This is a genomic window from Brevirhabdus pacifica, assembly GCF_002797755.1.
Lineage (GTDB): Bacteria > Pseudomonadota > Alphaproteobacteria > Rhodobacterales > Rhodobacteraceae > Brevirhabdus > Brevirhabdus pacifica.
In genome coordinates this window covers 574,831-597,651 of the sequence record NZ_PGFI01000011.1, presented here as the reverse complement: position 1 = coordinate 597,651, position 22,821 = coordinate 574,831, and the positions used below count along the sequence as shown (strand labels likewise).

Sequence of the window (22,821 nt, the reverse complement as noted above, 5' to 3'; positions counted from 1 at the left end):
GGAAGGAACGCCGTCATGCGCGTTTATTATGATCGCGATTGCGACATCAACCTGATCAAGGACAAGAAGGTCGCGATCCTGGGCTACGGCAGCCAGGGCCACGCCCACGCGCTGAACCTGCGCGATTCCGGTGCCAAGAACCTCGTCGTCGCCCTGCGCGAAGGCTCGCCCAGCGCCAAGAAGGCCGAAGGCGAGGGCCTGAAGGTCATGGGCATCGCCGAGGCCGCCGCCTGGTGCGACCTGATGATGTTCACCATGCCCGACGAACTGCAGGCCGAGACCTACAAGAAATACGTCCACGACAACCTGCGCGAAGGTTCGGCCATCGCGTTCGCCCACGGCCTGAACGTGCATTTCGGCCTGATCGAGCCCAAGCCCGGCGTCGACGTGATCATGATGGCCCCCAAGGGCCCCGGCCACACCGTGCGCAGCGAATACACCAAAGGCGGCGGCGTGCCCTGCCTGGTGGCTGTTGACCAGGACGCTTCGGGCAAGGCGCTGGAAACCGCGCTCAGCTATTGCTCGGCCATTGGTGGCGGCCGCTCGGGCATCATCGAGACCAACTTCAAGGAAGAGTGCGAGACCGACCTCTTCGGCGAGCAGGCGGTTCTGTGTGGCGGCCTGGTCGAGCTGATCCGCATGGGCTTCGAGACGCTGGTCGAGGCGGGCTATGCCCCCGAGATGGCCTATTTCGAGTGTCTGCATGAGGTGAAGCTGATCGTGGACCTGATCTACGAAGGCGGCATCGCCAACATGAACTACTCGATCTCGAACACCGCCGAGTATGGCGAGTATGTCTCGGGCCCGCGGGTTCTGCCCTACGACGAGACCAAGGCCCGGATGAAAGGCATTCTGCGCGACATCCAGACCGGCGCATTCGTGCGTGACTTCATGCAGGAAAACCAGGCAGGTCAGCCCTTCTTCAAGGGCACCCGCCGCATGAACGACGCCCACCAGATCGAAGAGGTTGGCGAGAAGCTTCGCGGCATGATGCCTTGGATCTCGGCCGGCAAGATGGTCGACAAGGCAAAGAACTGAGGAAACGCGGTCCCGCCGCGGCCCTTAGAACGAAGAAAACGGAAAAGGCAGCCCCCGGGGTTGCCTTTTTCTTGTTGGGCCGCAGGTCTTCGGGCTTGTGGCCCTGTCCCTGCCCACCGCTGCCTGCCCGACCGATACCGATGACCTGCGAACGGAACGCCCATGCCCGCCCTGCCGACGCTGCCGCCCACCCGCGCCAACTGGCTAGCCATCATCAGTCTGGGCGTGATCTGGGGGGCGGCCTTCATGGGCATGAACCTGGCGCTGCGCGGCTTTGGCCCGGTAACGGTGGCCGCCGGGCGGCTGGGGGTGGCGGCGCTGACGCTGCTGCTGATCCTTTGGCTGCGCGGCGGCCTTGGCACTGCCCTGCCCCGTGATGGGCAGCGGCGGCTGCCCTACCTAGTGGCGATCGCCATCCTGGGCGCGGCGCTGCCCTTCTTCCTGCTGAGCTGGGGACAGCAATACGTGACCTCCGGCTTTGCCGGGATCACCATGGCGGCGATCGCGCTGTTTGTTCTGCCGCTGGCCCATGTCTTCATCCCCGGCGACCGGCTGAACGGGCGCAAGCTGTTGGGCTTTGCGCTGGGATTTGCGGGGGTGGTGGTTCTTATCGGCCCTGCGGCCCTGTTTGCCGGCGGCGGGATGGAGAAATGGGGCGCGCTGGCCTGCCTGGGCGCCGCCTTCTGCTATGCCTCGTCGTCGATCGTGACCCGGCTTTGCCCGCCCATGGACAGCCTGGCCCTGGCAACGGCACAGACGGTGCTGGCCGCCTGCCTGATGGGGCCGCTGGCCTGGGCGACCGAGGGGGCGCCCGCCACCCTGGCAACGCCCGCCGGGCTGGCCCTGTTGCTGCTGGGCATCGGCCCCACGGCGCTCGCCAACCTGCTGCGGGTCAGCGTGGTACGCAGTGCGGGCCCCAGTTTCCTGGCGCTGACCAACTACCAGGTGCCGATCTGGTCGGTGATCTTCTCGGCGCTATTCCTGGCCGAACCGCTGCCGCTGCGCCTTCTGGGGGCGCTGGCGCTGATCCTGGCCGGGATGGCGATCAGCCAGCGGCTGTGGCGGCTGTGGTCGCCTCGGTGACCGTGCCGGCGACGCTGTCGACCACCTCGCGCAGGATCTGCTGATCCTCGCACTCGGCCATCACGCGGATCAGCGGCTCTGTCCCCGACTTGCGGATCAGCAACCGGCCGCGCCCTTCCAGCCGAGCCTCGGCATCAGCGATGGCGCGGACCACCGAGGGATCCGACAGCGGATCCTGCCCGGCGGCGTAGCGGACATTTTCCAGAATCTGCGGGCAGCGCTCGAACTGGCGGGCCAGGGCGCTGGCAGGCTGGCCGGTCTCGACCATGGCGGCCAGGAACTGCAGCGCGGCCATCAGACCGTCGCCGGTGGTGGCATGGTCGGTCATCACGATGTGGCCCGACTGTTCGCCGCCCAGGTTGAACCCCTTCTCGCGCATGGCCTCGACCACGTAGCGGTCGCCGACGGGGGTGCGGTGCAGGGCAATCCCCTCCTCGGCCAGCATCCGCTCCAGCCCCAGGTTCGACATGACAGTCGCCACCAGCGTGTTGCCCGCCAGCCGCCCCTCGGCGGCGAAACGGCGGGCGAACAGCCCCATGATCTGGTCGCCGTCGGCAACGGCGCCGGTCTCGTCGATGATGATCAGGCGGTCGGCGTCGCCATCAAGGCAGATGCCCAGGTCGGCGCCGCTTTCGCGCACCAGCCGGGCCGCCGCCTCGGGCGCGGTCGAGCCGCAGCCGTCGTTGATGTTGAACCCGTTGGGCGAGACGCCCAGCGGCACCACCTCGGCGCCCAGTTCCCACAGCACCTCGGGTGCTGCGCGGTAGGCGGCACCGTTGGCACAGTCGACAACCACCTTCAGCCCGTCGAGGCGGCGCTTGGCCGGAAACGAGGATTTCACCCGCTCCACATACCGGAACCGGCCGTCGTCGATGCGCTTCGCGCGGCCGATGTTGCCGGCCTCGGCGGGGCGGATCTCGTTGGCGGCCAGGGCCTCGATCTCGGCCTCGTCGTCATCCGACAGCTTGAAGCCGTCGGGGCCGAAGAACTTGATGCCGTTGTCATGGGCGGGATTGTGGCTGGCCGAGATCATGACGCCCACGTCGGCGCGCATGGAATGGGTCAGAAGCCCCACCGCCGGCGTCGGCACAGGCCCCAGCAGCAGCACGTTGAGCCCGGTGGAGGTGAAGCCCGCCGTCAGCGCACTTTCGAACATGTAGCCCGACAGGCGCGTGTCCTTGCCGATCACCACCCGGTGCGCGGCCGAGCCGTCGCGGCGGAAATACCGCCCCGCCGCCGCGCCGATGCGCAGGGCCATCTCGGCGGTCATGGGATGGACATTCGCGCGTCCCCGCACCCCGTCCGTTCCGAAAAGCTTGCGTGTCATGTGTCGCTCCCGCTCAATCAATCGTTGCGCCGAGCGCCTGCCAGAGGCGGATGGCCTGTATGGTCTGGGGGGTATCATGGACCCGGACGATCTGCACGCCCTGCATGATCCCGTGCAATGCCACGGCCAACGAGCCGGGCAGCCTGTCCCGGGCCTCGGGGGCCCGGCCGATGGTTCCGATGAATCGCTTGCGCGACACCCCCAGCAGAACGGGGCAGCCCAGCCCGTGGAACAGGCTCAGGTGGGTCAGCAGACGCAGGTTGTGTTCCTTGGTCTTGCCGAAGCCGATGCCGGGATCGACGATGATCCGCTCGCGGCGGATGCCAGCGGCCACCGCCGCGTCGACCCGCGCGGACAGGTGGTCATAAACGTCGAACAGCACGTCGTCATACCGGGGATCGTCCTGCATGACCGCCGGGTCACCCTGGGCGTGCATCAGGCAGACCGGTGCGCCCTCCCGCGCGGCCAGGGTGGCAAGGGCCGGGTCATGGCTCAGGGCCGAGACGTCGTTGATGAGGTCCGCCCCGGCCTCCAGCGCGGCCTCGGCCACGGGCGCCTTGCGCGTGTCGATCGAAATGGGCAGCGTCACGCCGCCCCCGCGCAGGGCGCGGATCAGCGGGGCCGTGCGGGCGATTTCGGTCTTGTCGGGGACGGTCTCGGCGCCGGGGCGGGTGCTTTCGCCGCCGATGTCCAGGATATCGGCCCCCGCCTCGGCAATGGCGCGGGCCTGGGCCAGCGCCGCGTCGGGCGCGTCGAAATCGCCGCCGTCCGAAAAGCTGTCGGGCGTGACATTGAGGATCCCCATCACGTGGGGCTGGCCCCATTGCATACCCGCGATCGGCGGGCGCGCACCGGTCAGCCGGTCCAGGATGTCCGACGGCACCTCGCCCACTGGCAGGCGATGGCCCCTGCGCCCGCGCTCCATGACCTCGACGGTCTTGAACCAGCTCCAGCCGCCGGCCACCGGCAGGGCCGACGAGGGGCGGCAGGGATCAGTCTGGGCGAGGGGTCGGTAGTATGTGCTCATTGCGGTCTTTCGCGGTTCCGGCTTTGCGGGACGGGGCGGCGGATCGGGCCAGTCACCCCGGGCAGCGCCAAGGTAGATCAGCCCCTTTCGGAGTCCAGTTCGCGCAAGCTGCGGTATTCGAACCTCGGGTCTGCATTTTCGCCCCCGGCCGATGGGTGCCCGTCGGCGGTCAGCCACAGCAGACGCCGGGCGCCCAACTGCTCGGCCAGCCAGGCCGCCAGGTCCGCCGGACCCGCGCCGGGCGCGGGCGGGCTGGCGCTGTCGAGGACCAGCCGCGGCGGCGCCCAGACGGTCAGGGGCGCGTTCTTGATGGCCCAGTCCAGCTCGGTCCGACTGTCGGCGACGGCGGCGTCGGGGTAGCGGGCGCTGAGGGCCCAGGCGTTCTGTTCAATCGCCAGCAGCTCGATCCGGCGGGCGGCGCGGGCGTCGGCCACAGCCGGAGCGCCTGCGGCAGGCCCGAGGGTCAGCACCACGGGCGCATCCATGCGCACCAGCCTGTCGAGGGCGGCGGGAAGCGCCGGGTCGTCAAGCGCCCCCTCGTCCAGGTGGACGATGAGAGGGGCGATATCCTGCGCGGCCGGGGTCGCAGCGGCCTCGGGCGTGCCCCCGGCACGCATGATCTCGACCCCCAGGGCGCCGGGCACGCGGTCAAGCTTCTCGATGCGCACGAAGACCCGCGCGGCCAGCGGGTGGCGCAGGATCGCGGCGGCAATACGCTCGGCCAGGGTTTCAAGAAGGTTCAGCCGCTCGGCCGCCAGCTCGGCGTGGATCGCCTCGATCAACGTGTCATAGCTGAGGATGCGGTCGACATCGTCCGAAAGGGGGGCGTCGGGGTCGCGGACCTCGACGACGACATTGAAACGGACGCGCTGGGTGGTGTCACGCTCGGCCTGGAAGGCGCCGATCTCGACCTCGACCACGTAGTCGCGCAGCGAGATGCGGTCGGCAACGGGCGTGGGGTCCCCGGCACTGGCGGCGGCGCGGGCCTCGGGATGGGCAAAGGCCAGGCCCGTCTCGTCGCCGGGATCGGCGGCACCGGGCCCTTCAGGCAGGATTTGTTCGGGGTGGCGGCGGTCGGACATCTGGGGTTCCCCGGCGGCGATGGAGGTATTCGGGCCAAGGGATAGACGATCGCGCGGGAATTTCCCAGCCGCCAGACGGCCCCCCGGAAACGGGGGCCGGAATTTGCCGGGATCCACCTCCGGCGGGGACGTTCGCCGGCGCGATGGCACCGGCCTCAGGGATCTTCAGCGCTTTGCGAAGCGCTGCGGCACGGCCTGACGGTAGAAGATGTGGCTGCCGATCTTGGCCGTCTTGGGGAAGGCCTTGTTCCACTTCGGGTTCACAGCGGTGGTGTGGTAGTGGGTGGCGCCCTTGGTCAGGCGACGCTCGGATCCGTCGATCATCAGCTTGGCGATCTTGGCACCGCGGTCATAGGCGCGACGTTCACGGATCACCTCGGCCAGGCCGTCGCAGGTGTAGGTGAACTGGCACTGCCACTTGCGGCCGGTGCCCTGGTTGACCACACCGCAGACGCTGTCGGGGTAAAGCGGGTGATCGACGCGGTTCAGGATAACCTCGGCCACCGCGAACTGGCCCTTCACGCTTTCGCCGCGCGCCTCGAAGTAAAGCGCCTCGGCCAGGCAGCGCAGGTCGGCACCGCCGGTTGCCTTGGGCAACTTGGACAAGAACTTGCGGCTGTAGGTGACGGGGCGCGGCTCGGGACGGATGCGGGCGATGGCGCCGCTCTTGTCGATGAAGGGCTCGGCCACCTTGCCCAGGTGCTCGGCACCGACGCTGCCGACGAATTTCCGCTCAGCCCCGAGGAGCGAGGAAACCCGTGGTGCGATACGCGCGTTCGGATCGGTAGCCGTGCTGGCAGTCACATCGGCCATGGCGACACCACAGGTCGCCGCGATTGCGGAAAAGCTCGTAAAGAGAACCACTCGAAGATTCATCGATTACCCCGTCTGACACACTGGCGGACCGCAGCTTGGCGGCCCGAAACTCGACGAAGGGGTAAAGGAGAATGCAAAAAGGGTCCAGCCCGCCGGAAGCACCGGCGGTTTCTTGCGCGTGCGATGGGATCAAACCTCGTTGGGTCGATCCCCCTGCCTCAGTCTCAGGCGACGTGCAATCCATTGGGAAAGCGTCGCTTTTTGCCGCTCGGGCGCTTCTGATATCACCAGCTGCGCCGCCGCGAGGCGGGCGCCGGGAACCCGGAACGGAGAGCAGGACACATAGTCCATTCCCGCCGTCCTGCAGAACGCAATCGATTCGGCATTCCCTCCATGCTCCCCACAGATGGATAGGGTCAAGCCGCGCTTGGAACCCCGCGCACGTTCTGCCGCGATCAGTAGCAATTCGCCCACACCCTCGATGTCGAGGATGTGGAACGGGTCCTCTGGATAGACCCCGCTTTGCACGTACGTGCCCATGAAGCGGCCCGCGTCGTCGCGCGACAGCCCATAGGTCATCTGGGTCAGATCGTTGGTGCCAAAGCTCATGAAGTCGACGTGATCGGCGATCTCGCCGGCCCGCAGGGCGGCGCGCGGGGTCTCGACGATGACGCCGATCTGATAGCCGAAATCGACGCCGGATTCGGCCCGGACCGCGGCCGCGACACTGTCGATACGGCCTTTCACCAGCTCGACCTCGCGCTTGGCCGAAACGAGCGGGATCATGATCTCGGGCTCGATCGGGGCGCCCCGACGGCCGGCCTCGACCGTGGCCTCGAAGATGGCGCGGGCCTGCATGTCGTAGATCTCGGGGACCGTAATGCCCAAGCGCACGCCGCGCATGCCCAGCATCGGGTTGAATTCGCGCAGGGCCTCGATGCGCTGGTTCACGCGGCTGACCGACAGGTCCATCGCCTCGGCCAGCTGGCGCACGCCTTCACGGTTCTGGGGCAGGAACTCATGCAGGGGCGGGTCGAACAGACGGATGCAGACCGGCTTGCCTTCCATGATCTCGAAAAGCGCCAGCAGATCCTCGCGCTGCATGGGCAGCAGCCGTTCCAGCGCGGCGCGGCGATCCTCGGCGTCGTCGGCGAAGATCATCTCGCGCATGACCGTCAGGCGGTCATCCTCGAAGAACATGTGTTCGGTCCGGCACAGGCCGATGCCGTCGGCATGAAAGCGCAGCGAGGTTTCGGCGTCCTGGGGCGTGTCGGCATTGGCGCGAACGCCCAGGTCGCTGAACTCCTCGGCCCAGGTCATGAAGGTTGCGAAGCCGTCGTCGAGGGTGGCGGGCAGCATCGCGGCCGCACCGGCCAGCGCCTCCCCGCGCGAGCCATCAATGGAGATGATGTCGCCTTCGCGGAAGACCCGGCCGTCGGCGGTGGTCATGGTGCGTTCCCGGGACGAAATCGCCAGCCCCGAAGCACCCACCACACACGGCACGCCCAGCCCGCGTGCGATCACGGCCGCATGGCTGGTGACGCCCCCCCGCTCGGTCAGCACGCCGCGGGCGGCATGCATGCCGCGGATATCCTCGGGCGAGGTTTCGTGGCGCACCAGCACGCAGGCTTCTCCCTGGGCGGCGCAGGCCTGGGCGGCATGGGCGGAAAAGACGATCCGGCCCATGGCGGCGCCGGGGCTGGCGGCGATGCCGGTTGCGAAGACGTCGCGCTCCCCCTCGGGGTCGACCTGGGGGTGCAGAAGCTCGCCCAGCGCCTGCGGCTCGACCCGCATCAGCGCCTCTTCGCGGGGGATCACCCCGTCGTTGGCCAGATCGACGGCGACCCGGACCCCGGCCCGCGCGCTGCGCGGCACGCGCACCGCGTCCAGGATGCGCAGGGCGCCATCCTCGACCGTGAATTCGATCTGCATCTCCTCGCGCAGGCCGATCCGGCCGCGCGCGCCATGGGCCAGAAGCTCGGCGAAAAGCTCGGGACAGCGTTCCTCAAGGGATTCGCCGCGCGGATCGCGGGTCAGGTAAAGCGCGCCCGCGTCGGCGGTCAGCGCCTCGCGGCCCTGGGCCTGGCTCTTGTATCGGCCCTTGATCTGCTGGGCGCCGGTGGCCTGGTCGATGAACTGGATCACACCCGATCCGCATTCCCCCTGCCCCAGTCCCAGCGCCATGCGCTGGACGACAAGGCCCAGGCCGGCCTCGGCCGGGGCGCCCTTGGCCTGGCGCAGAAGCCGCGCGGTCGTGCCCTCCCATGCCCGCGCCATCGAGCGCAGCACCTCGAGAAGCTGGATCGCCGGATCGTCGGGAAAGGGCTCGTCCATCTCGGCCTCGTAGGCGGCAAGCGCGCCTTCCAGGCTCTGCCCGGGGGGGAAGGCCTCGGCGTCCAGCCGCGCGACCTCGACCGAGAAGGATTGGACGAAGCGCCGGTAAAGTTTCTCGGCCGGCTCCTTGCCGATGGTGGCGGCCAGGTGGGCGGTCGTGGCCGCGTTCATCCCGATGTTCAGGATCGTGCCCGGCCCGCCCCAGTCGGCGGTCTCGGCACTGGGCCGAACCGAGATCAGGGGGTATTTGCCGAAGGCCTCCAGCAGGGCGCGGGTATCGGGCCGGTGGCCGGAGGCGATGGCGCGCACCTCGATGAAGGGCAGTGCCACGCTGAGGGGCACGGGCATGTCCAGCCGGATCAGCCTCTGCAGGCATTTGGACCGCGCGCCATAGGCGCCCGACGAGATGTCGGCGGTCGGGGTGATCTCGGTGAATTCGGGTAAATTCTGCACTGCGGCATCCCTTGTTGGAAACGCAGAATAGCGGCTTGGCGCCATCTGGCAACCCGTGCCGTCGCCCGGGATGCCAAGGATTTCGCGGGGTTCGCCCCCGTTTGGGCGCAGATGGCGCGCGGAGCGCCGCGCGCCCTAGCCTTCCAGCCGCGTCAGGTCGGCCACGCCCGAGCAGACGGCGCGGATGCGGTGCAGCAGGTTCAGCCGGTTGCGCCGGATGATGGCGCTGTCGGCGTTGACCTGAACGGCCTCGAAGAAGGCATCGACCGGGGCGCGCAGGGCGGCCATGGCGCCCATCGCGGCGGCGAAATCCTCGGCCTGCATGGCGTCGCGGATCTGCGGCTCGGCTTGGTCCAGCGCGACGAACAGCGCCTTTTCCTCGGGCCCTTCGGCCAGCTTGAGATCGGCGCCGTAGCTGTATTCGACGCCGTCCTTCTCCTCGGCCTGGGTCAGGATGTTGTTGGCCCGCTTGAAGCCCTGCAAGAGGTTGGTGCCATCCTCGGTGCCCAGGAAATCCGACAGGGCCTGGGCGCGCTTGACCAGCAGCGTCAGGTCGTCCGAGCCGGGCATCGCCAGGCTGGCATCGATCACGTCGTGGCGGATGCCCCGGTCGCGCAGATAGACCTTCAGCCGGTCGTGGATGAAGGACAGCAAGTCATTGATGTCAGCCGATTGCTCGCCGTTGTCGGTCTTGCGGGCGCCAACCCCGTCCGCCGCCAGACGCAGCAGTCCGTCGTTTCCGGTCAGGGACACCCGCAGGTCGTTCTCCAGCACCAGCCGGATCACCCCCAGCGCCGCGCGGCGCAGGGCGAAGGGGTCTTTCGACCCGGTGGGCTTTTCGTCGATGGCCCAGAAGCCGGCCAGCGTGTCCAGCTTGTCGGCCAGCGCCACAGCGACCGAGACGGGGGCCGAGGGCACGTCGTCCGAGGGGCCCAGCGGCGCGTAATGTTCCTGCGTGGCGGCGGCCACTTCGGGCGCAAGCCCGGCCTGAGCGGCGTAGTAGCGGGCCATGACGCCCTGCAGCTCGGGGAATTCATAGACCATCTCGCTGGCCAGATCCGCCTTGGCGACCTGCGCCGCGCGTTCAGCGAGATCAGGCTCGGCCCCCACCAGCGGCGCGATCTCACGGGCAAGGGCCGCGATGCGCGAAATCCGCTGGGCCTGGCTTCCCAGCTTGTTGTGGAAGGTGACGTTGGCAAGGCTTTCCAGCCAGTCGCCCATGCCCGCGCGGGCCACGCGCAGGTCGTTTTCCCAGAAGAACTTGGCGTCCGACAGGCGGGCCGCCAGCACCTTCTGGTTGCCGGCAAGGATGGTGGCCCCCTGATCGGCGGTCTCGCGGTTGGCGACGGTCACGAATTTCTCGATCCGGCCGCTGGACGGATTGCGCACCGAGAAGAATTTCTGATGCTCTTTCATCGAGGTCTGCAGAACCTCGGGCGGCAGGTCCAAAAAGTCGGCGCCGATGTCGCCCATCAGAACCACGGGCCATTCGACAAGGCCCGCGACCTCGGCCAGAAGGCCCTTGTCCTCGACCAATTCCAACCCTTGGGCAAAGGCCGCGTTCTCGGCATCGGCGCGGATATGGTCGGCCCGTTCCGCCGGGTCCAGCACCACGTGCGCCTTCTTCAGCTTGACGGCATAATCCTCGAACGAGGACACGGTGAAGCGGGCCGGCGCCATGAAGCGGTGCCCGGCGGTGCTGTCACCCGCCGGAACGTCGGCGATCTGCGGGTCGACCACCCGCGCGCCGCCCTCGTCATGCAGGATGCACAGGATCGAATGCAGCGGCCGCACCCAGCGCAGGCTGCCGCTACCCCAGCGCATGGACTTGGGCCAGGGGAAGTTGTGGATGGCGGCGGCCACGACCTCGGCCACGATCTCCTCGGCGGGGCGGCCGGGCTTTTCGATCACGGCAAAGAACACCTCGCCCTTCTTGTCGGCGCGGGTCTCCAGATCCTCGCGCGACAGCCCGGTCGACCGCAGGAACCCCTCCAGCGCCTTTTCGGGGGCGTCGGTGCGCGGGCCCTTGCGCTCTTCGCGCAAGGTGGGGCTCTTGTCGGTCAGGCCCTCGATCGTCAGCGCCAGCCGCCGGGGGGTGGAGAAGGACGCGGCCGAGCCATAGGTCAGCCCCGCCTCGACCAGGCCGTCGGCCACCAGCTTCCGAAGATCCTCGGAGGCGCGCTGCTGCATGCGGGCGGGGATTTCCTCGGAAAAGAGTTCGAGCAGAAGATCGGGCATCGGGGTCTTGTCCTAGTCGCTTGTCCGGGGCGGCGGCTGTGCCTGCCGGGTCCGGGAAGGGGCGGGTCGGGGCCGAGGGCCGGCCCGTCGCGTTATCGTCGTATCAGTCCTGGTACTTGTCGTTGAGCTGGTGCCAGACATATCCGCGGCCGTCGGGATAGATGGCGATCACCCGGTCAACTCCGTCGGCGATGGCCTTCTCGCCCAGGAAGGCGACGGCGGCGCCACTTTCCAGATCGTCGCCCACCGTGTTGGCGTCGTAGCACTCGAACCAGCCGGGGCCGACCAGGGGCGTGGGATCCGGCATCACCGTGTATTCGCGGCGCAGGGTCTCAAGGCTTTCGCGAACCCGGAAGCAACCGCGCATCCGCAGGGGTGAGCTGGTGGCGTCGATCCCCTCGAACTCCGAGATCTCAAGCGGGCGCGGCGCGCCGCCGTCGGATGGGGTCAGCCGGATCTCGACCTGCTCAGGGTCGATGGTGTCGTAGTAGTAGTAAAGCTGCAGGTACCACACGGAGATACCCGTGAGGAAAGCGGCGATCACGATGCTGGCGGCAGCGGTTTTTCCGGTCATGCCGCGACCCCGCCGGCGGGCGTCTGCACGAAGGCGTCGGCACAGGCCTTGGCCAGCGCACGCACCCGGCCGATATAGGCCTGGCGCTCGGTCACCGAGATGACGCCGCGCGCATCCAGCAGGTTGAAGAGATGGCTGGCCTTGATCGCCTGGTCATAGGCGGGATGGGCCATGATGATGGTGCGGCCCGTCTTGGGATCCTCGGCGGGGCTGGCCAGGATGCGCTGGCACTCGGCCTCGGCATCCTCGAAATGGCGGCGCAGGGTCTCGGTGTCGGCTACATCGAAATTCCAGCGCGAATACTCGGCCTCGGTCTGGCGGAAGACGTCGCCATAGCTCAGCGGGATCGGCGCGTCGGGGTCGTTGTAGGGCATGTCCATCACGTGATCGACGCCCAGCACGTACATCGCCAGCCGCTCCAGCCCGTAGGTGAGCTCGCCCGAGACGGGCTTGCAGTCATGGCCGCCGACCTGCTGGAAATAGGTGAACTGCGACACTTCCATACCGTCGCACCAGACTTCCCAGCCCAGGCCCCAGGCGCCCAGGGTCGGGCTTTCCCAGTCATCCTCGACAAAGCGGATGTCGTGCATGGCCATGTCGATGCCGATGGCGGCAAGGGAGCCGAGATAGAGCTCCTGCAGATCGGGCGGGCTGGGTTTGATCAGCACCTGGTACTGGTAGTAATGCTGCAACCGGTTGGGGTTCTCGCCATAGCGCCCGTCGGTGGGCCGGCGCGAGGGCTGCACATAGGCCGCGGCCCAGGGCCGGTCGCCCAAAGCGCGCAGGGTCGTCGCGGGGTGAAAGGTGCCGGCGCCCACCTCCATGTCATAGGGTTGCAGCATGGCGCAGCCCTTCGACGCCCAGTAGGCCTGCAGCCGCAGAATGATTTCCTGGAAGCTGCGGGGCGTGCTCTGGCTGGCGGACATTGAAACCTCTCGTGGGAAAGCGCGTTCTCCATAGGCAAAGGCACAGCCACGGTCAATTGATAGCGGCAAGAATTGACCTCCCGTGCCGCTTGCGGTTGAGTACCGGCGCGAAGTGGCGCGACCACTGATAGAGATTTGCAGGGATACGAGTATGACGCGATGGATAGCGGCCTATTTTTTCGTAATGATGGCCTGGACCGGCGCCGCGCTGGCGCAGACGGGGTCCTGGATCCAGATCGAGGCCCGTCCGACCCTGCGCCAGGCCGAGGACCGTGCCCGCGCCTTCTCGTCGCGGTTGCAGGATGTCACCGGCCACGCCCTCAGCACCGGCTGGTACGCAATCGCGCTTGGACCCTACACCGCCGCCGAGGCCCGCGTTCGCCTGCGCACCCTGCGCAACCAGGGCGCCGTGCCCCGTGACGCCTTCATCGCCGATGGCGGCAATTTCCGGCAACAGTTCTGGCCCGCCGGTCGTGATGCCACCACCACCGCCGAGGCCAGCACCGGTGCCAGCACCGAAGGCCAGGTCGTGATCGAGCCCGCCATCCCCGAGGCGACGGAGACCCCGGGCGTCACACCCGAGGCGACGACCGAGGCGGCCCCTGGCACCGCCACCGCCGAAGTCACCCCCGAGGCCACCCCCGACCCCGAGCCGGTCGAAGAGACCCCCGCCCAGGCCCGCGCCTCCGAGCGTCTGCTGACCGAGGCGGAGCGCAAGGACCTTCAGCGCGCGCTGGAATGGGAGGGCCATTACAGCGCCGCCATCGATGGCGATTTCGGCGCCGGCACCCGCGCCGCCATGTCCTCATACCAGCAAGCCCAGGGCGACGAGGTCACGGGCATTCTGACCATCCGCCAGCGCACGCGCCTGATGGATGGCTACACCTCGGTTCTGGCCGAGCTGGACCTGGCCACCGTGGTTGACGAACGTGCGGGCGTCGAGGTGATGATGCCCACCGCCCTGGTCAAGTTCGACCGGGTCGAGCCGCCCTTCGTTCATTACAGCGCCGCCACCGACCGCGACGTGCGCGTCCTGCTCATCAGCCAGCCCGGCACGCGCCAGACGCTCTACGGGCTTTTCGACATCATGCAGACCCTCGCCATCGTCCCGATCGAGGGGGAGCGCTCCAAGAGCGGCGACAGCTTCGTGCTGACCGGTCAGGGAACGAACCTGCATTCCTATACCTGGGCCCGTCATGACAACGGCCAGATCAAGGGCTTCGCCCTGGTCTTCCCGCCCGAGGATGCCCGCGTGATGAACCGCGTGGCGTCGATGATGCGCGACAGCTTCGCCTCGACCGGAGAGACGGTGCTGGCCCCCGCCGCCGCTGCCGACGCGCCGTCCCAGATCGACCTGGTCTCGGGCCTCGAGGTGCGCCGGCCCACGGTCTCGCGCTCGGGCTTCTATGTGGACGGCAAGGGCACGGTCGTGACCACCGCCGACGCGGTTGCACAATGTTCGCGCGTGACCATCGACGACAGCTTCGAGGCCGATGTGACCCGCCGCGACGAGACCTCGGGCCTGGCGGTGCTGAAGCCCCGTCAAAGCCTGGCCCCCCTGGCCCACGCCACTTTCACCGCCGGCACCCCGGTCGTGGATTCCCAAGTCGCGGTCTCGGGCTTTTCCTACGAGGGCGCGCTTGGCGCCCCCACCCTGACCTACGGACAGCTTTCGGAGCTGCGCGGTCTGGCCGGGGAGGAGAATATCCAGCGCCTCGAGGTTGCCGCACGCTCTGGCGACGCGGGCGGGCCGGTGTTCGACCGTTCGGGCACCGTTCTGGGCATGCTTCTGGCCCGCGGCGAGGCCGAGCGTCAGCTTCCCGAAGACGTGCATTTCGCGGTCAAGCCCGCGGCGCTTGGCAAGGTGCTGACCGACCTGGGCATCACCACCAGCAGCGACAGCACCAACGGCGTCATGGCGCCCGAGGATCTGGCGCTCCTGGCCTCGGACATGACCGTCCTGGTCAGCTGCTGGGAATAAGCACGGCAGAAGAAAAGGGTTCGCGGGGCGGCACCGGTTGCGGGGGCCGCCCCGCCCCCACGATGCGGCGCCTCAGCCGCGCCAGAACTTGACTGTCAGCAGCACATAAACCGCCATCAGCTCCAGCCGGCCCACCAGCATGCCAGCGGTCAGCAACCACTTCGCCGTGTCGCTGAGCCCGCCGAAATTGCCCGCCGGTCCGATCTTGTCGCCCAGACCCGGCCCGACATTGGCCAGCGCCGTCGCCGCCCCCGACAGGGCGGTGGTCGAATCCAGCCCCGTCATCGCCAGCAGCACGGTCAGGATCCCCAGCGTCACCACGAACAGCACGAAGAAGGCCATCACCGAGGACAGGACATCCTCGGCCACGGGTCGGCCGTTGTATCGGGGCTGGAAAATGCCGTGGGGCGAGTGGATCTTGCGGATCTGCGCCCGGACCGAGGCGAAAAGAAGCTGGTAGCGGAAGACCTTGATCGAACAGCTGGTCGAGCCGGCGCAGCCGCCGATCAGCCCGGCAAAGAACAGCACCGCCACCGGGAACGCCCCCCAAAGCATGTAATCCGCGCTGGCGTATCCTGTCCCTGTCAGGATCGACACCCCGTTGAACAGCGCATAGCGCAACGCATCCCCCGGCGGCAGGTTCGATGTCACCGCCAGCCACAGGATCAGCACCGCGCTGACCGCCAGCGTCAGGATCAGGAAGACGCGGATCTGGGAATCCAGCACCAGCGGCTGCGCCAACCCGTTCAGCAGCTGCACGTAGCGCACGAAGGGCAGCGCCGCGAGGATCATGAACAGCACGGCCGTGAACTGGATCGCGGCCCCGTAGCCGCCGAAGGAAGCGTCGGAATTGGCAAAGCCCCCGGTCGCCACGGTCGTCATTGCATGGACCACCGAATCAAATGGCTCCATGCCCAGCGAGAGGTAGGTCAGCGCGCAGACCCCCGTCAGGGCCACGTAGATCACCGAGATCCGCGAGGCGATCTGACCGGCGCGGGGAAGGATCTTGCCGAAGGTATCGAACCCTTCCGAGCGGAAGATCTGCATGCCCCCGACCCGAAGCTCGGGCAGGAAGGCCATGGCGACGACAATGATCCCGATGCCGCCGAACCACTGCATCAACCCGCGCCACAGCAACAGCCCCCGGGGCAGGTCCTGAAGGCCGGAAAACACCGTCGAGCCGGTGGTCGTCAGCCCCGACATCGCCTCGAAGAAGCCGTCGACGAAACGCGCCTCGGTCGCGCCCAGCAGGAAGGGCAGCGCCCCGAAGACCGGCAGCGCGAACCACACCCCGGTGGTGATGAGGAATGTCTGCTGGATGTTCAGCCGTTCGCGCACGCCATTGGCACAGGACAGCGACAAGAGCCCCCCCACCAGGCTGGTCAGTAGGGCCGAGGTCAGGAACACGGTCCAGTGCTCATCCTCCTGCAGAAGGTCGATGAACATGGGCATCAGCATCGACGCGCCAAGCGCGGCGATCAGCAGACCGATCACATATCCCACGGGGCGAAGATCAAACATGACGGACAGGCTTGGCGTCGGCGCGGCAAACTGTCAAGCGGTCGCGCATCTGCACCCGCCGGGCGCGGTCCGCCCCGGCGCCACGACGGCGCGCCGGACCGGCAGGCCCCGCCGGGGCGGGATCAGCCGTGGCGGCCTAGCGTGTGGAACAGGCGCGGATCCAGGCTCTCGGTCTCGAAGGTCGCGCCCTCGACCAGGACGCTGACGGCATCGTGGCTGTGCAGGCTTTCCTGATGGCTCGCGATGATCCGGAAATCGCCAATCCGGGGATCCGAACGCAGCCGCTCGCAAAAGAGCCGTGCCGCATCCTCGACGAAGATCGGGTTGGCGGCGTTCAACTCTGCAAAGGCCTGTTCGTCCTCGCGCTTGACCATGACCTGGGTCTCGGTCGGCACGGCTTCGCGGCACATCTCGATCAGGTCCTCGAACCACAGGCAGGGCATGTGGGGCAAGAGTTCGACCGAGACCCGGGCGATGGATCGCTGGGAATGGGGCGTGGCCAGCTGACCGCGGAACTGACGCGCATGCTCCGACAGCTCCAGCGAGCAGGGACAGGTGGAGGAGTAGACATAATCCAGGTGCAGCATCTTCTTGCGCACACCGTTGCTCTCGTTCAGCTCCAGCGCGATGTCATAATACTGATACCCCTGAAGGCCCGAGCGCAGGCTGTCGACCTTCATCGGGAAGGAAAAGCGCATCTGAATACGCGCATCCAAGCTTTCCAGATCGGCCTTGTAATCGTCCAGCGCCGCCTCGATCACCTCGAAGCTGAAGGTCTCCTCGGCGCGGCGGTAGAAGGTCCGCATCAGCCGGGACATGTTGATGCCCTTCTTGCCCGCCTCAAGGCTGACCGTGCCGGTGACCGAGGTCTCCAGATGCAGGTCGCTGCCCGGCCCCTCGCCCCGCTCGTGCCCCTCGCGGGTATGGTACCGGATGGGCAGGCGGAAATCCGAAATGCCCACATGCTGGATTTGCCGCTGCGCGCCGCGGATCAGCGATGCCGGACCGTTCTGAAGGTCGGGCAGCGTGCGGCGGTAATCGGCATCGGCCTGGAACGCGTCGGGGTAGTGGCGCGACAGCGGTGGGTAATTCGACAGCGAATCACTCGGCAACAGCCGTGAAACCCGGGGATCAAGCTGCGCCACCTCTTCGGGCGCCGCGCTTGCGGCCCAGTTCCTGAGAGTTTCAAGGGCGCGTTCGGCCTCCTCGCGGTCCGGGGCCAGCGCGACCTTGGGCGTATGGACATTCATCTTGTCACCTCGCGCATCGACGCCGCCTATATGTGGGCAAACTCGGGCAAATGTCCAACCCCCGAGGGTCGCCAACCCGCAATCCCACACAAAATCAGGGCCGCGTTTCATCTGCCGGAACGGGTTTCCCGCCTATTCGGGCATGAAATTCCGGCCCGCGGGGCCGAAACGGCCCGCTGAAACGACACGGGCGGCGCCATCCCCGGCGCCGCCCGTCCCCGAACCCTGTGGCGTATTGCACGCCTCAGACGGCCGCCAACGCCGCCTGGATATCCTCCAGCAGATCGTCCGTGTCCTCCAGCCCGATGCTCACCCGCACCAGCCCGTCGGTGATACCGAGGGTCGCGCGCTGCTCTTCGCTCAGCCGCTGGTGGGTGGTGGTGGCCGGATGGGTCACCAGCGACTTCGCGTCACCCAGATTGTTGGAGATGATGATGATCTCCAGCGCGTCGAGGAACCGGAACGCCGCCTCCTTGCCGCCCTTCAGATCCAGCGCAAGAACCGTGCCCCCGCGGCTCATCTGCTGCCGGGCAAGGTCGAACTGGGGGTGGGACTCCACCAGCGGGTAAAGCGCCTTGTTCAGCTTCTCGTGCCCCTGCAGCGCCGTCGCGATGGTCAGGGCGCTGTCGGCCTGGGCGTTGCAGCGCAGGTGCAGCGTCTCCAGCCCCTTCAGCATCACCCAGGCGTTGAACGGGCTCATCGCCCCGCCGGTATGCTTGAGATAGGGCTCGGCCGTCTTGCGGATGAACTCCTCGGTGCCCAGGATCACCCCTCCCAGACAGCGGCCCTGCCCGTCGATATGCTTGGTGGCCGAGTAGATCACCACATCGGCCCCCATCTCGATCACCGGCTGGAAGATCGGGGTGGCAAAGACATTGTCCACCACGACCGTCGCGCCCACGGCATGGGCCATGTCGCAGACCGCGCGCAGATCGACCACCTCAAGCGTCGGGTTGGAGACCGTCTCAAGGAAGACTGCCCGCGTGTCGGGGCGCAGCGCCGCGCGCCACTGCTCGTTGTCGGCGCCGTCGACGAATGTCACCTCGACCCCGTAGCGGGTCAGGATCTCTTCCAGGATGTAAAGACACGAGCCGAAAAGCGCCCGGGATGAAACCACATGATCGCCCGCCTTCAGCATCGAACACAGCGCGCCATTCACGGCCGCCATGCCCGAGGCGGTGGCAAAGGCGGCCTCCGCCCCCTCGATGGCGGCGATCCGGTCCTCGAACATGCGGGTCGTCGGGTTGCCGTAGCGGGCATAGATGAACTCGTCATCGCCCAGCTCGACAAAGCGCTGTTCGGCCTGCGAGGCGCTGTCGTAGACGAAGCCCTGGGTCAGGAAGATCGCCTCCGAGGTCTCGCCATAGCCGCTGCGGCGGCTGCCGGAATGGACGGCACGGGTGCGCGGGCGCCAGGCAGAGCCCGCCCCTGCCGCGGGTTTGCTGGATTCGGTATCGGACATTTCAATCCCTCCTTGATCGGTTCCGCCTGCCCCGCCTCGGGCGCAAACAAAAACCCCCACACCGGAAAAGGCGTCGGGGGTCTGGGGAACCTCGACCTCTTTAGCGGGATGTTTAACGTGGCCCGCAATCCGGTACAAATCGCCACGCCCCGCTGCTAGCCAAAACCCCCTCGCAGGTCAAGCGGCAGCCGCATCCGCAAAGGGCCCGACCTGCGCTTCATTGTCGTCCAAATATCCCCGCCGGAGGCAACCCGCCCCCTCGGGGCGGGTTTTCCCTGCGCGCAGGCTTCAGCCTGTCACTCGTCGTCGCGCGGCACTGCGTAGCGCGCGAAAAGCCCGCTCTGGGTCAGGAAGAAGGCAAAGACCGCCAGCGACAGGCCGAAGGTCTTGAAATTGACCCAGGCGTCGGTGCTCATGGTGCGCCAGATCACCTCGTTCAGCACGGCAAGCCCCGCGAAGAACAGCGTCAGCCGCTTGGTCAGGATCATCCAGCCCTCGTCGCGCAGGGGCATCATCTCGTCCATCAGATCCTTGAGGTAGCTGCGCCCGCGCAGCAGGCCAAAGCCAAGCACCGCGGCGAACAGCAGGTAGATCATCGTCGGCTTCATCTTGAAGAACCGGTCATCGTTCAGCCAGACGCTCAGCCCGCCGAAGACCACCACCAGGACCGCCGTCACCAGCTGCATCCGCGACAGCTTGCCGGTCAGCGCCCACAGCAGCCCGGTCGAGACCAGGATCAGCGGGATGAACATCGCCGTGGCCAGGATGAAGCCGTCGTATTCGGTCCCGCCGATCAGGTAGGTTTCATCCTTCAGCTTGACGTAGCCGATGAAGAAGATTGCCACCGGCCCGATCTCGAGCGCCAGTTTCACCAGCGGGTTCAGTTTGCGTTCGGCCAAGGTCAGCCCCCCATTTCGACGATCACGGCACCCGCCGCGATCAGTGCCATCAGGCCCAACCTGCGTGGTCCGACCGTTTCTTTCAATACAAGCCAGCCGATCAGCGCGGCAAAGACCGTCGAGGTCTCGCGCAGTACCGCCGCCTCGCCCACCTTGTCCAGCCGCGTCGCCATCATTACCGAGCCGAAGCTGAAGAAGGCCACGATCGCCCCCACCAGCCCGCGTTGCATCAGCGGGGCGGGCTCGGGGCGGTCGATCGGCGCCATCGCCCGCCAGCGCCGCCAGGCGATCACCGGCATCACGAAGCTGTCGACCAGGAAGAACCACGCCAAAAAGGTCATCGGATTGGCCGTGGCGCGGATCCCGTAGGCGTCGAAGGTGGTATAGGCCGCAACGAACAGCCCCGTTGCCACCGCCAGCCACAGGGCCGGCACCAGCGTGTCGCGGGCGACGCTGACGTGGCGCAGGTTATACGCCGCCAGACCGAAGATCCCCGACAGCAGCACCGCCACCCCCATCCACTGGGTCAGGGTGAAGGTCTCGTTGAACAGCAGGTAGGCCCCGAACACCGTGAAAAGCGGCCCCGTGCCGCGCACCACCGGGTAGACCACCGTGTAGGCGCCCTTGGTATAGGCCCAGCCCATCAGCAGCTTGTAAAGCGTGTGGATCACCCAGGCGATGGCGAAGATGCGCCACATGTGCGGCTCGGGAAAAGGGACCATCCACAGGGCCACCGGCGCCGCGATCGCCCCGTAGCAAATGTCGATCGCGCCCCGGGTCAGCCAGGGATCGTGCCGCCCCTTCTGAAGCGCCCCGAAGATCGCATGCAGCAAGGCTGCCGACAGGGCCAGGACCATGGCCAGGTGCCGCCCGTCGGGCGTGCCCTCCAGCGAAAGAAGCCATTCCATCAGACGGCGCACCCCGCCGGGCGGCGCCGGGGAACCCGCGCCGGCACACGGGTGTTTTGCCCCGAAAGACAGCGAGCGCCCATGAAGATTTTCGACGCCATCCTAGACGATATGACCGGGTCCTTCGCTGCGGTGGAGCCCGAGGTCGCCGGCGCGCGGCTGCTGGTCGCCCTGGTCCTCGGCGGCGCCATCGGCTGGGAGCGCGAGCAGCGGGTCAAGCCCGCCGGGCTGCGCACCCACATGCTGATCGCCATGGCCGCGGCCCTGTTCATCCTGATCTCGCAGGAGCTGGTGACGATGGATTTCGGCGGCGCGGGCGAGATGCGCCCTGACCCGCTGCGGCTGATCGAGGCGGTCACCGCCGGCGTCGCCTTCCTGGCGGCGGGGGCCATCTTCACCGCCGGGGGCAAGGTGCGCAACCTGACCACCGGGGCCGGGATGTGGATGGCGGGCGCCATCGGCGTCGCCTGCGGCGCGGGCCGCCTGCCATTGGCAATCATGGCCACGGTCATCGTCGTGGCGGTGATGACGATCATCGGCTGGCTGGAACGGCGCATGGGCACCAAGGAGCGCCCGGCGCAACACACAGGCGACAGGCCAGACGCGGCCGACGCGCCCGAATAGTCTTCCGGATCTGACATCGCCGGGCCATGGGGCGACCATGGCCAAGGGCGCGCCCGCCGGGCGCCGGCCTGGGCGGGAGGCAGGATCAAACCTCCAGGCCCGTCAGGGCACAGGCGTAATCCTCGGGATCGAAGGGCGCCAGGTCGTCGATCTGCTCGCCCACGCCGATGGCGTGGATTGGCAGGCCGAAGCGGTCGGCCAGCGCCACCAGCACGCCGCCCCGGGCGGTGCCGTCCAGCTTGGTCATCACCAGACCCGAGACATCCGCCAGCTTGCGGAAGGTCTCGACCTGGCTCAGGGCGTTCTGGCCGGTGGTGGCGTCCAGCACCAGCAGGGTGTTGTGAGGGGCCTCGGGATCGCGCTTGCGGATGACGCGGACGATCTTGGCCAGTTCTTCCATCAGGTCGGCGCGGTTCTGCAACCGTCCCGCGGTGTCGATCAGCAGCAGGTCGGCGCCCTCGGCCTCGGCCTTAAGCATCGCGTCGAAGGCCAGGCTGGCGGGGTCGCTGCCCTCGGGGGCGGTCAGCACCGGCACGCCGGCCCGTTCGCCCCAGACCTGAAGCTGCTCGACCGCGGCGGCGCGAAACGTGTCGCCCGCCGCGATGATGACCGACTTGCCGACGGCGCGGAACTGGCTGGCCAGCTTGCCGATAGTCGTGGTCTTGCCCGAGCCGTTGACCCCGACCACCAGCACGACCTGGGGCTTTTTGGAGTAGATCGGCATCGGCTGGGCCACCGGCTCCATGATGCGGGCGATCTCCTCGGCCATCAGCCGCTTGACCTCTTCGGCCGAGACACGCTTGCCGAAATGGCTCTCGGCGATGTTGGCGGTGACGCGCAGGGCGGTATCGACGCCCATGTCGGCGGTGATCAGCAGTTCCTCAAGCTGTTCCAGCATGGGATCGTCCAGGGTGCGCCGGGCAACCTCCTGGCCGCCGCGCCCCATCAGCCGGTCGATCAGGCCGCCCTTGCTTTCGGGCTCTGGGGAGACGGGAGTTTGGGCCTCGGGGGTTTGGGGGGCCGCAGGGACGGGCGCCCCGGACGGCGCCGTCGCGGGGCTTTCCGCCGGATCAGCCGGAGGCACCGGGGCCGGCGCCGGTGCGGCGTCCGAGGGCGGCGCGGCATCCGGGGCCTGTGGCACCTCTGCGCCCGAAGGCTCCTGCCCCTCCTCGACGATCGCGTCCAGCCCCGCCTCGAGCCGCGAGGAGGATTTCAGCATCCGGTCTTTGAGTTTCTTGAAGAAAGACATGATGACTGCCCATTGCTCCGTTTCCTTGT

At 67.7% G+C, this 22,821-nt stretch carries 18 protein-coding genes and 1 riboswitch; of the genes, 4 read left to right on the top strand and 14 right to left on the bottom strand.

Translation table 11 applies throughout. From position 1 onward, the window contains the following. Positions 1 to 15: 15 nt before the first annotated feature. Together ilvC and CLV77_RS03015 are read left to right on the top strand one after the other, a co-directional pair. The gene (gene ilvC, locus CLV77_RS03020; RefSeq protein ID WP_076979316.1) at positions 16 to 1,038 is read left to right on the top strand and encodes a ketol-acid reductoisomerase; all 1,023 of its coding nucleotides are present in this window, start codon (positions 16 to 18) and stop codon (positions 1,036 to 1,038) included. Positions 1,039 to 1,200: 162 nt separating this feature from the next. Continuing rightward, complete coding sequence (locus CLV77_RS03015; RefSeq protein ID WP_076979317.1) at positions 1,201 to 2,121, top strand: DMT family transporter; 921 nt, start codon at positions 1,201 to 1,203, stop codon at positions 2,119 to 2,121. On the opposite strand, the gene glmM is transcribed toward CLV77_RS03015, so the two are convergent. The 8 genes from glmM to CLV77_RS02975 all read right to left on the bottom strand — a co-directional run bounded on the left by glmM (position 2,084) and on the right by CLV77_RS02975 (position 12,898). After that, positions 2,084 to 3,448: a phosphoglucosamine mutase gene (gene glmM, locus CLV77_RS03010; protein WP_076979318.1), complete on the bottom strand. Its 1,365-nt coding sequence runs from the start codon at positions 3,446 to 3,448 to the stop codon at positions 2,084 to 2,086. The genes CLV77_RS03015 and glmM overlap by 38 nt on opposite strands. Positions 3,449 to 3,461: 13 nt before the next feature. Beyond that, positions 3,462 to 4,475: a dihydropteroate synthase gene (gene folP, locus CLV77_RS03005; RefSeq protein WP_076979319.1), complete on the bottom strand. Its 1,014-nt coding sequence runs from the start codon at positions 4,473 to 4,475 to the stop codon at positions 3,462 to 3,464. Between the two features lie 77 nt (positions 4,476 to 4,552). After that, positions 4,553 to 5,557 carry a dihydroneopterin aldolase gene (locus tag CLV77_RS03000; protein ID WP_076979320.1) on the bottom strand — a complete coding sequence of 335 codons (1,005 nt, stop codon included), beginning with the start codon at positions 5,555 to 5,557 and terminating at the stop codon, positions 4,553 to 4,555. A gap of 165 nt (positions 5,558 to 5,722) precedes the next feature. Next, positions 5,723 to 6,433 (bottom strand): cell wall hydrolase, encoded by a 711-nt coding sequence (locus CLV77_RS02995; protein ID WP_076979321.1) that lies wholly within the window; start codon positions 6,431 to 6,433, stop codon positions 5,723 to 5,725. A 129-nt stretch (positions 6,434 to 6,562) separates the two neighbouring features. Beyond that, positions 6,563 to 9,205 carry a putative PEP-binding protein gene (locus CLV77_RS02990; RefSeq protein WP_083707709.1) on the bottom strand — a complete coding sequence of 881 codons (2,643 nt, stop codon included), beginning with the start codon at positions 9,203 to 9,205 and terminating at the stop codon, positions 6,563 to 6,565. 90 nt (positions 9,206 to 9,295) lie between these two features. Continuing rightward, the gene (gene glyS / locus CLV77_RS02985; RefSeq protein ID WP_425319786.1) at positions 9,296 to 11,350 is read right to left on the bottom strand and encodes a glycine--tRNA ligase subunit beta; all 2,055 of its coding nucleotides are present in this window, start codon (positions 11,348 to 11,350) and stop codon (positions 9,296 to 9,298) included. Positions 11,351 to 11,501: 151 nt separating this feature from the next. After that, the gene (locus tag CLV77_RS02980; protein WP_076979324.1) at positions 11,502 to 11,972 is read right to left on the bottom strand and encodes a DUF6446 family protein; all 471 of its coding nucleotides are present in this window, start codon (positions 11,970 to 11,972) and stop codon (positions 11,502 to 11,504) included. Next, positions 11,969 to 12,898 carry a glycine--tRNA ligase subunit alpha gene (locus tag CLV77_RS02975; RefSeq protein WP_076979325.1) on the bottom strand — a complete coding sequence of 310 codons (930 nt, stop codon included), beginning with the start codon at positions 12,896 to 12,898 and terminating at the stop codon, positions 11,969 to 11,971. Before CLV77_RS02975 ends, CLV77_RS02980 begins: the two co-directional genes overlap by 4 nt. A 151-nt stretch (positions 12,899 to 13,049) precedes the next feature. Between CLV77_RS02975 and CLV77_RS02970 the strand changes: the two genes are divergently transcribed. Then, a complete protein-coding gene (locus CLV77_RS02970; RefSeq protein WP_076979326.1) occupies positions 13,050 to 14,879 on the top strand; it encodes a serine protease in 1,830 nt (609 codons plus the stop codon). 72 nt (positions 14,880 to 14,951) lie between these two features. On the opposite strand, the gene CLV77_RS02965 is transcribed toward CLV77_RS02970, so the two are convergent. The 5 genes from CLV77_RS02965 to CLV77_RS02945 all read right to left on the bottom strand — a co-directional run bounded on the left by CLV77_RS02965 (position 14,952) and on the right by CLV77_RS02945 (position 20,922). Next, positions 14,952 to 16,400 (bottom strand): TrkH family potassium uptake protein, encoded by a 1,449-nt coding sequence (locus tag CLV77_RS02965; RefSeq protein ID WP_076979327.1) that lies wholly within the window; start codon positions 16,398 to 16,400, stop codon positions 14,952 to 14,954. A 122-nt stretch (positions 16,401 to 16,522) separates the two neighbouring features. Next, positions 16,523 to 17,650 carry a GTP cyclohydrolase FolE2 gene (gene folE2 / locus CLV77_RS02960; protein ID WP_076979328.1) on the bottom strand — a complete coding sequence of 376 codons (1,128 nt, stop codon included), beginning with the start codon at positions 17,648 to 17,650 and terminating at the stop codon, positions 16,523 to 16,525. A 244-nt stretch (positions 17,651 to 17,894) separates the two neighbouring features. Continuing rightward, entirely contained in the window at positions 17,895 to 19,112 is a 1,218-nt protein-coding gene (gene metZ / locus CLV77_RS02955) for an O-succinylhomoserine sulfhydrylase (RefSeq protein WP_076979329.1), read from the bottom strand. 79 nt (positions 19,113 to 19,191) lie between these two features. After that, positions 19,192 to 19,268: riboswitch (SAM riboswitch) on the bottom strand. A 140-nt stretch (positions 19,269 to 19,408) separates the two neighbouring features. Then, positions 19,409 to 20,011 (bottom strand): inner membrane-spanning protein YciB, encoded by a 603-nt coding sequence (locus tag CLV77_RS02950; RefSeq protein ID WP_076979330.1) that lies wholly within the window; start codon positions 20,009 to 20,011, stop codon positions 19,409 to 19,411. Positions 20,012 to 20,013: 2 nt separating this feature from the next. Next, positions 20,014 to 20,922, bottom strand: a complete 909-nt coding sequence (locus CLV77_RS02945; RefSeq protein WP_076981011.1) for a DMT family transporter — start codon at positions 20,920 to 20,922, stop codon at positions 20,014 to 20,016. Positions 20,923 to 21,006: 84 nt separating this feature from the next. On the opposite strand from CLV77_RS02945, the gene CLV77_RS02940 reads away from it, so the two are divergent. After that, positions 21,007 to 21,543: an MgtC/SapB family protein gene (locus tag CLV77_RS02940; RefSeq protein WP_076981012.1), complete on the top strand. Its 537-nt coding sequence runs from the start codon at positions 21,007 to 21,009 to the stop codon at positions 21,541 to 21,543. A gap of 85 nt (positions 21,544 to 21,628) precedes the next feature. Here CLV77_RS02940 and ftsY read toward each other — a convergent pair whose 3' ends face one another. Next, a complete protein-coding gene (gene ftsY, locus CLV77_RS02935; RefSeq protein ID WP_076979331.1) occupies positions 21,629 to 22,792 on the bottom strand; it encodes a signal recognition particle-docking protein FtsY in 1,164 nt (387 codons plus the stop codon). Positions 22,793 to 22,821: the final 29 nt, after the last annotated feature.

Bases quoted from the DNA above. Each gene is read 5' to 3' on its own strand.
- CLV77_RS02965 (WP_076979327.1), bottom strand. From the start codon at position 16,400: ATGTTTGATCTTCGCCCCGTGGGATATGTGATCGGTCTGCTGATCGCC.
- CLV77_RS02990 (WP_083707709.1), bottom strand. From the start codon at position 9,205: ATGGCGCCAAGCCGCTATTCTGCGTTTCCAACAAGGGATGCCGCAGTG.
- folE2 (WP_076979328.1), bottom strand. From the start codon at position 17,650: ATGAATGTCCATACGCCCAAGGTCGCGCTGGCCCCGGACCGCGAGGAG.
- CLV77_RS02995 (WP_076979321.1), bottom strand. From the start codon at position 6,433: ATGAATCTTCGAGTGGTTCTCTTTACGAGCTTTTCCGCAATCGCGGCG.
- metZ (WP_076979329.1), bottom strand. From the start codon at position 19,112: ATGTCCGATACCGAATCCAGCAAACCCGCGGCAGGGGCGGGCTCTGCC.
- CLV77_RS03000 (WP_076979320.1), bottom strand. From the start codon at position 5,557: ATGTCCGACCGCCGCCACCCCGAACAAATCCTGCCTGAAGGGCCCGGT.
- folP (WP_076979319.1), bottom strand. From the start codon at position 4,475: ATGAGCACATACTACCGACCCCTCGCCCAGACTGATCCCTGCCGCCCC.
- glyS (WP_425319786.1), bottom strand. From the start codon at position 11,350: ATGCAGCAGCGCGCCTCCGAGGATCTTCGGAAGCTGGTGGCCGACGGC.
- glmM (WP_076979318.1), bottom strand. From the start codon at position 3,448: ATGACACGCAAGCTTTTCGGAACGGACGGGGTGCGGGGACGCGCGAAT.
- CLV77_RS02970 (WP_076979326.1), top strand. From the start codon at position 13,050: ATGACGCGATGGATAGCGGCCTATTTTTTCGTAATGATGGCCTGGACC.
- ilvC (WP_076979316.1), top strand. From the start codon at position 16: ATGCGCGTTTATTATGATCGCGATTGCGACATCAACCTGATCAAGGAC.
- CLV77_RS02980 (WP_076979324.1), bottom strand. From the start codon at position 11,972: ATGACCGGAAAAACCGCTGCCGCCAGCATCGTGATCGCCGCTTTCCTC.
- CLV77_RS02975 (WP_076979325.1), bottom strand. From the start codon at position 12,898: ATGTCCGCCAGCCAGAGCACGCCCCGCAGCTTCCAGGAAATCATTCTG.
- CLV77_RS03015 (WP_076979317.1), top strand. From the start codon at position 1,201: ATGCCCGCCCTGCCGACGCTGCCGCCCACCCGCGCCAACTGGCTAGCC.
- ftsY (WP_076979331.1), bottom strand. From the start codon at position 22,792: ATGTCTTTCTTCAAGAAACTCAAAGACCGGATGCTGAAATCCTCCTCG.